Below are 10,867 nucleotides of genomic sequence, written 5' to 3' on the forward strand. Positions count from 1 at the left end.
TGCAGGGGGGACCCTGTGGGAGAGTAGGACGCCGCCGAACTCCTTTTATAGTTAAGCCCCGTGCCCTTGTGGCACGGGGCTTTTCTGCGTTCCGGGGCGTTCTCGGTACCCCTATGTATCTGCCGGCCACCGCTGAGGGTAGGGTCAGGGGGCATCATTGGCACGTTCTTCACAGGAGGCCCCCGGGTGGAGGTCCAGGAGACTCGCGTTCAGACGAACCGGGTACTCACCATCCCCAACATCCTCAGCATGGCTCGCCTGGTAGGCGTGCCTGTCTTCCTGTGGCTGATCCTCCGCCCCGAGTTCGGCGGGCCCAAGAGCGACGGCTGGGCGTTGCTGGTACTGATGTTCAGCGGTGTCAGCGACTACCTTGATGGAAAGCTCGCGCGTCGTTGGAACCAGATCAGCAGCCTCGGACGACTGCTCGACCCGGCCGCCGACCGGCTCTACATTCTTTCGACCCTTGTCGGACTGACCTGGCGGGAGATCCTCCCGCTCTGGCTCACCGCAGCTCTTCTCGCTCGCGAGCTCATGCTTCTCGTGATGGTGGGAATCCTGCGCCGTCACGGCTATCCACCGCCCCAGGTGAACTTCCTGGGCAAGGCGGCCACGTTCAATCTGATGTACGCGTTTCCCTTGTTGCTGCTCAGCGACGGAGGTGGTTGGCTGGCATCACTGGCCACTGTTTTCGGCTGGGCGTTCGCAGTATGGGGTACAACGCTCTACTGGTGGGCAGGGATCCTCTACGTGGTTCAGGTCCGCCGGCTTGTCAAGGCGGATGCAGTAGCCGATTGAGCCTGTTGATGCGGTGCCGCGCAGCGTGGCCGGCCCGCGGCTGATGACACAGATGCTGCCCTGACGGGCGAAGTCGGCTAGACCGTCGTCTCTTCGAGGAGGACGTTTCCGACATGAAGGCCGTCGTGATGGCAGGTGGTGAAGGCACTCGCCTTCGCCCCATGACCTCAAGCATGCCCAAGCCGCTCCTGCCCGTAGCCAATCGGCCGATCATGGAGCATGTGCTTCGGCTGCTGAAGAGGCACGGGCTCAATGAGACGGTTGTGACCGTCCAGTTCCTCGCGTCTCTGGTGAAGAACTACTTCGGAGACGGCGAAGAGCTCGGAATGGAGCTCAGCTATGCCAACGAGGAGAAACCGCTCGGCACCGCGGGCAGCGTGAAGAATGCCGAAGAGGCATTGAAGGACGACACCTTCCTCGTCATTTCCGGTGACGCGCTCACCGACTTCGACCTCACCGATCTCATCGCCTTCCACAAGGAAAAGGGCGGCCTGGTCACGGTCTGCCTCACCCGTGTACCGAATCCTCTGGAATTCGGGATCACGATTGTGGACGAAGCGGGCCAGGTCGAGCGGTTCCTGGAGAAGCCCACCTGGGGGCAGGTCTTCTCGGACACCGTCAACACGGGCATCTATGTGATGGAGCCCGAGGTCTTCAACTACGTCGAGGCCGATGTCTCCGTGGACTGGTCCGGAGACGTCTTCCCGCAGCTCATGAAGGAAGGCAAGCCCATCTACGGCTATGTCGCCGAGGGCTACTGGGAGGACGTGGGTACGCACGAGAGCTACGTCAAGGCGCAGGCCGACGTCCTTGAGCGCAAGGTCGACGTGGAGATCGACGGCTTTGAGATCTCGCCCGGTGTATGGGTGGCCGAAGGCGCGGAGGTGCATCCCGACGCGGTACTCCGGGGGCCCCTCTACATCGGCGACTACGCCAAGGTCGAGGCCGGTGTCGAGATCCGTGAACACACGGTCATCGGGTCGAACGTCGTCGTGAAGAGCGGGGCGTTCCTGCACAAGGCCGTGGTGCACGACAACGTGTACATCGGCGATCACAGTAATCTGCGTGGCTGCGTGATTGGCAAGAACACCGACATCATGCGTGCCGCCCGTATCGAGGACGGCGCCGTCATCGGCGACGAATGCCTCGTCGGCGAGGAATCGATCATCCAGGGCAACGTCCGCGTCTACCCCTTCAAGACCATTGAGGCCGGCGCCTTCGTCAACACCTCGGTGATCTGGGAGTCGCGCGGACAGGCCCACCTCTTCGGGGCGCGCGGTGTCTCCGGGATCCTGAACGTCGAGATCACGCCGGAGCTGGCGGTCAGGCTGGCCGGTGCGTACGCCACGACCCTGAAGAAGGGCTCGACGGTCACCACCGCACGTGACCACTCCCGTGGTGCCCGAGCGCTGAAACGTGCGGTGATCTCCGCGCTCCAGGCCAGCGCCATCGATGTCCGCGACCTCGAGAACGTACCGCTGCCCGTGGCGCGCCAGCAGACCGCACGCGGCAGTGCGGGCGGCATCATGATCCGGACGTCGCCGGGCGTCCCCGACTCCGTCGACATCATGTTCTTCGACGCGAGCGGCGCGGATCTCTCCCAGGCGCAGCAGCGGAAGCTGGACCGCGTCTACGCCCGGCAGGAATACCGCCGGGCCTTCCCCGGGGAGATCGGGGACCTGCACTTCCCGTCCAGTGTCTTCGACTCGTACACCGGATCGCTGCTGCGGAACGTGGACACCGCCGGAATCGCCGACGCCGGGCTGAAGGTCGTCGTCGACGCCTCCAACGGCAGCGCGGGACTTGTCCTGCCCAGCCTGCTGGGACGGCTCGGTGTGGACGCGCTGACCATCAACCCCGGCCTGGACGAATCGCGGCCGACCGAGTCCGTCGAGACCCGGCGGTCCGGACTGGTGCGGCTCGGTGAGATCGTCTCCTCGGCGCGGGCGGCCTTCGGAGTCCGGTTCGACCCGGTCGGCGAACGGCTCTCCCTGGTCGACGAGCGGGGACGGATCATTGAGGACGACCGGGCCCTGCTGGTCATGCTCGACCTCGTCGCCGCCGAGCGGCGCAGCGGGCGGGTGGCGCTGCCGGTGACCACCACCCGCGTCGCCGAGCAGGTGGCCGCGTACCACGGCACCCAGGTCGAGTGGACGACTACATCGCCCGACGACCTGACCCGGGTCGGACGCGAGGAAGGCACCATCTTCGGTGGAGACGGGCGGGGCGGCTTCATCGTTCCGGAATTCAGCAGCGTCTTCGACGGCTCGGCCGCGTTCGTACGACTGATCGGGCTGGTCGCCAGGACGCAGCTCACACTCAGCCAGATCGATGCACGCATCCCGCGTGCCCACGTCCTGCGCCGTGATCTGGCGACCCCGTGGGCCGTGAAGGGGCTGGTGATGCGCCGTGTCGTCGAGGCCGCCGGAGAGCGCGATGTCGATACGACGGACGGTGTGCGCGTCGTCGAGGCGGACGGACGCTGGGTGATGGTGCTGCCGGACCGGGCGGAAGCGGTCACCCATCTGTGGGCGGAAGGGCCGGACGACGCCTCGGCGCAGGCCCTCCTGGACGAGTGGTCGGCGATCGTCGACAGCGCGGGCAACTGAGGCGTCCGGCCACCGCGCCGGCGGAGAGACGCCGCCGCGGTGGCCGGACGGTCCGGGCTTCCCGCGGCGTGCCGGCCCGAGCCGGCCGGCGGCTCCCGGCACATCGGTGGGGCCATTCGGCGGTAGCCGCCGCGACGTGCGACGATGTGCGGCATGTCGCAGCAGCCCCCCGATCGGCGCACGGCCTCGTCGCCCGCACGCCCCGACGCGTCCATGTCGCTGCTGACCAATGTGATGGACCACAGCCTGGACGACGGGTACGCCGAGGCATCGGCTCGTCGCGAGGCCGACGGCCGGGCCGGTATGCCCCGCACCCTCAAGGCGAAGCTCGGCTTCGCGGCATGCCTGGTGCTGGCCGCGCTCGTTGTCACTCTGGGTGCCGCGCAGGCACGGGTGGCGGCACCGGTCCTCGCCAAGGAACGCGAGGAACTGATCGACCGGATCGACTCGGAGACCGCTGCGACCGACACTCTTGAGGCACAGGTCGAAAAGGTCCGTGACGATGTCAGCAGGCGTCAGCGCAAGGCTCTGGAGAAGCACGGTGGGGACCAGACGGAACTGGTGGCTCTGCTCTCCGGGGCGACGCCCGTGCACGGGCCCGGCCTGAAGCTGGTCGTCGACGACGCGAAGAACACCGACCAGGGCGGCGGCGGACCGCGTGAGACCAGCGGCTTCTCCGACACCGGACGGGTCCGGGACCGGGACATGCAACGGGTCGTCAACGGCCTGTGGCAGTCCGGTGCGGAAGCGATCGCCATCAACGGGCAGCGTCTGACCGCCCTGTCGGCGATCCGCGCCGCGGGCGACGCCATACTGGTCGACAACAAACCGCTCGTGCCGCCGTACTCGGTGCTCGCGGTGGGGGACGGGAAGAAGCTCAGCGCCGCCTTCCGCAGCAGTGCCGACGGGCAGAATCTGCAAGCGCTGAAGGACACCTTCGACATCAGGACCAGCATCTCCGTCCAGGAGAAGGTGAATCTCCCGGCGGCCCCGAGCCTGATCGTACGGACAGCAGAGCCTTATAAGGCCGCAGACACCGGCAGTGGTGCGGCAGACACAGGGAAGGGCACATCGTGATCGCCGTACTGGGCCTCGTCGTGGGAGTCGTGGTCGGACTGTTGGTCCGGCCCGAAGTGCCGGCGGTGGTCGAGCCCTATCTCCCGATCGCCGTCGTGGCCGCCCTCGACGCCGTCTTCGGTGGCCTGCGGGCCATGCTCGACGGCATCTTCGTCGACAAGGTCTTCGTGGTCTCGTTCCTCTCGAACGTGGTCGTGGCCGCCCTGATCGTCTTCCTGGGCGACAAGCTGGGCGTCGGCGCCCAGCTCTCCACCGGTGTGGTGGTCGTCCTCGGTATCCGGATCTTCTCCAACGCCGCCGCCATCCGCCGGCACGTCTTCCGGGCCTGAGGCCGATGAGCGACGACGAAGAATTCACCGGCGACCGGGAGCAGCCCGGCGAGCAGCCCGTGGACGCCCCCAAGGAGCTCACCGGACGCCAGCGGCTGGTCGCCGGGCTCTGGCCGCCACGGATCACCCGCGCCCAACTCATTGTCGCGGTGCTGCTGTTCGTCCTCGGTCTGGGGCTTGCCATTCAGGTGCGGTCCAACAGCGACAACAGCGCCCTGCGCGGCGCGCGCCAGGAGGACCTGGTCCGCATCCTCGACGAGGTGGACGACCGTTCACAGCGGCTGGAGGACGAGAAGCAGCGCCTTGAGGACCAGCGCACGGAGCTGGAGAACAGTTCCGACCAGGCGGAGGAGGCACGCAAGCAGACGGTCGAGAAGGAGCGTCAACTCGGCATCCTCGCGGGCACCGTGGCCGCGCACGGCCCCGGGATCACCCTCACGATCAACGACCCCGGCGGCGCGGTGGAGGCCGACAAGCTCCTCGACGCGCTTCAGGAGCTTCGGGCAGCCGGCGCCGAGGCGATCGAGGTCAACGGCGTGCGGGTGGTGGCCAATACCTACTTCTCCGGCGACGGCGGCGCCATCAAGGTCGACGGGCGGAAGATCTCGCCTCCGTACGTGTTCAAGGTCATCGGCAAGCCGCAGGATCTGGAGCCGGCGCTGAACATCCCGGGCGGCGTGGTGCAGACGCTGGAGAAGGAACAGGCCACTGTGCATGTGTCGCAGGCCGACGACATTGTCGTGGACGCCTTGCGACCGGCGGAGCGGCCTGACTACGCTCGGTCGTCGGCCCCGTGAACCCGGGACGCGTGGGCGTCGGGGGACACGGGCAGAAGGTTGCGGGGGGTCGCCGCATCGTAATCGTGGCGCGTGGTGGAAACTGTCGAGTGGATACGGACGTTGTGAAGATGTCCGGGTCGGCAGGTGTGTTCAGTCAGGGTTCGTCCTGCCCCACGGGCGGGTCTGTTTCGGTCAAGGGGAATCGCCCGTGAAGTTGTTTGGGAAGTTGTTCGGCAAGAGTGCACGCGATGAGGCTGCCCGCCATCGCGCGCCACGCCATGGTCAAGCCGACGAGCAGGGCTCCGAGCGCCCGCTCTTCCGCGATGAGGTGGCAGGTTCGGGGGGTGACAATTCGGGCGCGTCGTCTGTTGACCCTGCCGGTCCCGGCCGCATAGGTTTCGGAGAACCGTCAACCTCAAGTACGGGTGGAGGGTTCACCCCGAGGCAGGAGGGTTCGTCCATGCCGGTCTGTACGAGGTGCGGCCACCGCAATGCCGAAGCCAGTCGTTTCTGCTCCAACTGCGGCGCGCCGCTGAGGGGCGGCGTTCCCGAGCGGGCCTCGGAGACGACGTCGACCATCTCCATCTCGGGCCTTGAGGCCTACGAGGCGGAGGTGACTGGTCAGTCGTCCGCGCCGTCGCTCTCGCCCGAGGCCCAGGCCGCTGTGGACGCCCTGCCGCTCGGCTCGGCGCTCCTGGTGGTGCGGCGCGGTCCGAATTCGGGCAGCCGGTTCCTGCTGGACGGCGAGCTGACCACGGCCGGCCGCCACCCGCAGAGCGATATCTTCCTCGACGACGTGACGGTTTCGCGCCGTCACGTGGAGTTCCGCCGGAGCCCCGACGGCAGCTTCACGGTCGGGGACGTGGGCAGCCTCAACGGCACGTACGTCAATCGTGAGCGCATCGACTCCGTCGCGCTGTCCAACGGCGACGAAGTGCAGATCGGCAAGTACCGGCTGGTCTTCTACGCGAGCCAGCGGGCCATCTGACCCGTCCCCCGACTCCGTCGGGGGGACCCCCAGGAAGGTCCATGCTGAGAACACCGACGGGCGGTGCCGGAAACGGCACCGCCACCGCCGACGACCGCCCGATGAGCATCGGCACGGTGCTCCTGCAGCTGCGGAACGAGTTTCCCGAAGTCACCATCTCCAAGATCCGCTTCCTGGAGGCGGAGGGACTCGTCGAACCGCAGCGGACGCCTTCCGGCTACCGCAAGTTCCGGTCCGACGACGTCGAGCGGCTCGCTCAGGTGCTGCGGATGCAGCGGGACCACTATCTTCCGCTGAAGGTCATCCGCGAGCACCTGGACGCCGTCGCCCGGGGCGAGCGGGTGGCCCTGCCGGCCCCGGACGGCGAGCGGGACTTCACCGACGGCAGCTGGACCGGCGGGACGGGCCGGGCCACGGCCGCCCGCATCGGCCGTGCCGAGCTTCTCGCTGCCGCGGAGGTCACCGAGAGCGACCTCGACGCGTGGGAGTCCTACGGTCTGGTCGTTCCGACGGCCGACGGCGGATACGACGCCGAGACGGTCACCGTCGCCAGGCTTGTGGCGGATCTGGGCCGATTCGGCCTGGAACCGCGGCATCTGCGCGCCATGAGAGCGGCCGCCGACCGGGAGGCCGGACTCATCGAACAGGTCGTCGCACCACTGCGCCGGCACCGGAATCCGCAGACCAGAGCCCATGCCGAGGCCACTGCGAAGGAGCTCGCGGAGCTCTCTGTACGGCTGCACTCGGCCCTCGTACAGACCGCGCTCCAGATCAGGCTCCACTGATCGCCGTGGGCCCCGACTACCCAAACCTGCCGAGCACGTCCTAGGGTTGCTGTGTGAACGAGCTCGACGTTGTGGGTGTCCGGGTGGAAATGCCCTCCAACCAACCGATCGTGCTCCTGCGTGAAGTGGGAGGCGACCGGTACCTCCCTATTTGGATCGGTCCTGGCGAGGCGACCGCGATCGCCTTCGCTCAGCAGGGCATGGCTCCGGCCAGGCCGCTGACCCATGACCTCTTCAAGGATGTGCTCGAGGCCGTGGGCCAGGAGCTCACCGAGGTCCGGATCACGGACCTCCGGGAAGGGGTCTTCTACGCGGAGCTGGTCTTCGCGAGCGGAGTCGAGGTGAGTGCGCGGCCGTCCGACGCCATAGCGCTCGCCCTGCGCACCGGAACGCCGATCTACGGCAGTGACGGGGTGCTCGACGACGCGGGAATCGCGATTCCCGACGAGCAGGAGGACGAGGTGGAGAAGTTCCGGGAGTTCCTCGATCAGATCTCGCCGGAGGACTTCGGTACGAACAGCCAGTGACGTCCCAAGGGGGCGCCGTCAGCGCATCCGAGAAGCCTTTCCCGGTCGAGAGTCACGGGAAACCACCCTCAGGGTGATTATCACTCGGCGTGCCGAGTGTGGCGATCGTTGACGCACCCCGGGTGACTGCCTACCTTCGAGTGGGCAGGTCAAGGACGGAGGTCGGCGTGAGAAGCAGCGGCGACGGTGCGGCAGTGGGTGGGCCGTATCCGCAGCAGGGGAGTACAGCCGACCAGACCATCAGGCAACCGGCTGTGCCGGCTGCGGTGGCGGGGGACGGCGTGGCATCGGCCAAGGACATCGGCTATCGCGGGCCGACGGCATGCGCGGCGGCGGGGATCACCTATCGCCAGCTCGACTACTGGGCTCGCACGGGCCTCGTCGAACCGAGCGTCCGTCCCGCGTACGGATCGGGCACACAGCGGCTCTACAGCTTCCGGGACGTCGTCCTGCTGAAGATCGTGAAGCGCTTCCTCGACACCGGGGTGGCCCTCCAGAACATCCGCACCACGGTCCAGCACCTACGGGCCCGCGGTTTCCAGGACCTCGAACGCATGACGCTGATGAGCGACGGGGCGACCGTCTACGAGTGCTCCTCGCCCGCCGAGGTCGTGGAGCTGCTCCAAGGGGGTCAGGGCGTCTTCGGCATCGCCGTGGGGGTGGTCTGGCGGGACGTCGACGCCGCGCTGTCGCAGCTGCACGGAGAGCGGGTGGACACCGGCGAGACGCTGATCGGGAACAATCCCGCCGACGAGCTCGCCCGACGGCGCAACCGGGCCGGCTGAGCCGGTGGGAGCCCGGCCGGGCCCGGGGTTTCCCGGGCCCGCGGGCGGTCGCCACCCGGCGATTGTCAGTGCCGTAGGGCAGCATCGATTGATGTGAGAGCCGCGCCGACCATCCTGCATCTGGACATGGATGCCTTCTACGCCTCTGCGGAGCAGGCGGCGAAGCCGAGTCTGCGCGGCAAGCCCGTGGTGGTGGGCGGGCTGGGGCCGCGCGGGGTCGTCGCCACCGCCTCGTACGAGGCGCGGCGTTTCGGGGTCCACTCGGCCATGCCGATGGCGCAGGCCAGGTGGCTGGCGCCGAACGCGGCCTATCTGGCGCCGCGCTTCGCGCTGTACCGGACCGTGAGCGACCAGGTCATGGAGCTGCTGGGCCGGCTGTCACCACTGGTGGAGCCACTGAGCCTGGACGAGGCCTTCGTCGACCTGGAGGCCGGCGGCACCGCGGACGACACGGCTTCCGCGCTGGCGATCGGTGAGCAGCTGCGGGAGGCGATCGAGGCGGTCACCGGACTCAGCGGCTCCGTCGGCCTCGCGGGCTCCAAGATGCTGGCCAAGATCGCCTCGGAGGAGGCGAAGCCCGACGGGATCCTGCTGATAGCGCCGGGCACCGAGCGGGATCTGCTCGCGCCCATGCCGGTCCGCACGCTGCCCGGGGTCGGGCCGGCCACCGCGGACCATCTGCGGCGCGCCGGGATGACCACGGTGAACGACCTGGTCGAGGCGGGCGAGGCGGAGCTCGTGCGGCTGCTGGGCAAGGCGCACGGCGGCTCACTGCACCGGATGGCGTCCGGCCATGACGACCGTCCGGTCGTCGCCGAGCGCGACGCGAAATCGGTCTCGGTCGAGGACACGTTCGACACGGACCTGCACGACCGGGTCCGGGTCAGGAGCGAGGTGGAGCGGCTCGCGGACCGGTGCGTCCAGCGGCTGCGGGCGGCGGAGCGCTCGGGCAGGACCGTGGTGCTGAAGGTGCGGCGGTACGACTTCTCGACCCTGACCCGGTCCGAGACGCTGCGCGGCCCCACCGACGACCCCACGGTGGTCCGGGAGGCCGCAGCACGGCTCCTGGAGTCCGTGGACACCACCGGGGGAGTGCGGCTGCTGGGCGTGGGCGTCACCGGGCTCGCCGACTACACCCAGGAGGACCTGTTCGCACAGGCGGCCGACGAGCGCACCGCCGCCGGGCTCGCTGCCGCCGGGCTCGCCGACAGCGCGGGGAGCGAGGCGGACGCCGGTACGGGCGACGGCCGGCCGGAGCCCGAGGGGCCGGAACAGGAGCAGGAGAGCGCCGAGCAGCTCGCCGCCCGCCGCTGGCCGGCCGGGCACGACGTACGGCACGGCATCCACGGCCACGGCTGGGTGCAGGGCAGCGGCGTCGGCCGGGTGACGGTGCGCTTCGAGGAGCCGGAATCGGCGCCCGGCCGGGTGCGCACGTTCCGGATCGACGATCCGGAACTCCGGCCGGCCGATCCGCTGCCGCTCGTGCGGGACCCGGCCGACTACTCGTCCTGGCCGGCCAGCCTGCCGAAGTCCCGGTCCGGGCCGGTCTCCTCGGGCGGGGAGTCCAGACCGTAGTGCCGGTAGAGCTGGAGCTCCTGTTCCGGCGAGAGATGCCGGCCGACCCCGAAGTCGGGTGCGTCCTTGATCAGTGAGCGGTCGAAGGGGACGCGCAGCACGTCCTCGACGAATTCGCTGGGTTCCAGCGGGACGAAGGCGTCCCGGCTGAACAGTCCGGTGCGTACGGCCGCCCACTCCGGCACGCCCGTCGCGTCGTCGAGGTACACCTCGTCCACGGTTCCGATCTTGGTGCCCTCGCGGTCGAACGCCTTGCGGCCGATCAGGCTGCGCGGATCGATGTCGGTCTGCACGGACCCTCCCACTGGTCGCGGCTACTCCACAGGAACCACAGAAGTGCAGATCCGTGGGGTTGGCCACTCGAGAATTCCGCCGGGAACCCCGCTGGTAGGCTGAGAGTGGCTGCTTACCCCGTGCGGGAGAGTCCTCCGGAACGAATCCGGAGGCGCCGAAGGAGCAAATCCTCCCCGGAATCTCTCAGGCCCCCGTACCGCACGGACGAGGTCACTCTGGAAAGCAGGGCGGGTTCCGCACGGCCGTGTGCCGAGGTGGATCTCTCCCTCACCGACGGTGAAAACCGGTGCGTGCAGTGGGCACCGGTGAAGCTCTCAGGTTGAG

General features: G+C 68.5%; 11 protein-coding genes and 1 riboswitch. Of the genes, 10 read left to right on the forward strand and 1 reads right to left on the reverse strand.

Going from position 1 to position 10,867, the window contains the following annotated elements; all coding sequences use genetic code 11:
- The first annotated feature begins 186 nt into the window (after positions 1 to 186).
- The 10 genes from ACZ6S6_RS34535 to ACZ6S6_RS34580 all read left to right on the forward strand — a co-directional run bounded on the left by ACZ6S6_RS34535 (position 187) and on the right by ACZ6S6_RS34580 (position 10,249).
- Positions 187 to 795 (forward strand): CDP-alcohol phosphatidyltransferase family protein, encoded by a 609-nt coding sequence (locus tag ACZ6S6_RS34535; protein WP_362961926.1) that lies wholly within the window; start codon positions 187 to 189, stop codon positions 793 to 795.
- A gap of 113 nt (positions 796 to 908) precedes the next feature.
- Positions 909 to 3,404 (forward strand): mannose-1-phosphate guanyltransferase, encoded by a 2,496-nt coding sequence (locus tag ACZ6S6_RS34540; protein WP_362961924.1) that lies wholly within the window; start codon positions 909 to 911, stop codon positions 3,402 to 3,404.
- 153 nt (positions 3,405 to 3,557) lie between these two features.
- Positions 3,558 to 4,481, forward strand: a complete 924-nt coding sequence (locus tag ACZ6S6_RS34545; protein WP_469708934.1) for a DUF881 domain-containing protein — start codon at positions 3,558 to 3,560, stop codon at positions 4,479 to 4,481.
- Complete coding sequence (locus ACZ6S6_RS34550) at positions 4,478 to 4,810, forward strand: small basic family protein (protein WP_003970459.1); 333 nt, start codon at positions 4,478 to 4,480, stop codon at positions 4,808 to 4,810. The genes ACZ6S6_RS34545 and ACZ6S6_RS34550 overlap by 4 nt, the downstream gene beginning before the upstream one ends.
- 5 nt (positions 4,811 to 4,815) lie before the next feature.
- The gene (locus ACZ6S6_RS34555) at positions 4,816 to 5,607 is read left to right on the forward strand and encodes a DUF881 domain-containing protein (RefSeq protein ID WP_469708936.1); all 792 of its coding nucleotides are present in this window, start codon (positions 4,816 to 4,818) and stop codon (positions 5,605 to 5,607) included.
- A 190-nt stretch (positions 5,608 to 5,797) separates the two neighbouring features.
- Entirely contained in the window at positions 5,798 to 6,577 is a 780-nt protein-coding gene (locus ACZ6S6_RS34560; protein WP_363076964.1) for an FHA domain-containing protein, read from the forward strand.
- 41 nt (positions 6,578 to 6,618) lie between these two features.
- Positions 6,619 to 7,362 carry a transcriptional regulator FtsR gene (gene ftsR, locus ACZ6S6_RS34565; RefSeq protein ID WP_362961916.1) on the forward strand — a complete coding sequence of 248 codons (744 nt, stop codon included), beginning with the start codon at positions 6,619 to 6,621 and terminating at the stop codon, positions 7,360 to 7,362.
- A 53-nt stretch (positions 7,363 to 7,415) separates the two neighbouring features.
- Positions 7,416 to 7,889 carry a bifunctional nuclease family protein gene (locus ACZ6S6_RS34570; RefSeq protein ID WP_006123076.1) on the forward strand — a complete coding sequence of 158 codons (474 nt, stop codon included), beginning with the start codon at positions 7,416 to 7,418 and terminating at the stop codon, positions 7,887 to 7,889.
- A 167-nt stretch (positions 7,890 to 8,056) separates the two neighbouring features.
- Positions 8,057 to 8,674: a MerR family transcriptional regulator gene (locus ACZ6S6_RS34575; RefSeq protein ID WP_362961914.1), complete on the forward strand. Its 618-nt coding sequence runs from the start codon at positions 8,057 to 8,059 to the stop codon at positions 8,672 to 8,674.
- Between the two features lie 93 nt (positions 8,675 to 8,767).
- The gene (locus tag ACZ6S6_RS34580) at positions 8,768 to 10,249 is read left to right on the forward strand and encodes a DNA polymerase IV (protein ID WP_469708939.1); all 1,482 of its coding nucleotides are present in this window, start codon (positions 8,768 to 8,770) and stop codon (positions 10,247 to 10,249) included.
- On the opposite strand, the gene ACZ6S6_RS34585 is transcribed toward ACZ6S6_RS34580, so the two are convergent.
- Positions 10,174 to 10,542: a PRC-barrel domain-containing protein gene (locus ACZ6S6_RS34585; RefSeq protein ID WP_362961910.1), complete on the reverse strand. Its 369-nt coding sequence runs from the start codon at positions 10,540 to 10,542 to the stop codon at positions 10,174 to 10,176. The two genes, ACZ6S6_RS34580 and ACZ6S6_RS34585, sit on opposite strands and share 76 nt — an antisense overlap.
- Positions 10,543 to 10,655: 113 nt before the next feature.
- Positions 10,656 to 10,752: riboswitch (glycine riboswitch) on the forward strand.
- Positions 10,753 to 10,867: the final 115 nt, after the last annotated feature.

The organism is Streptomyces sp. NPDC048671, from assembly GCF_055587045.1.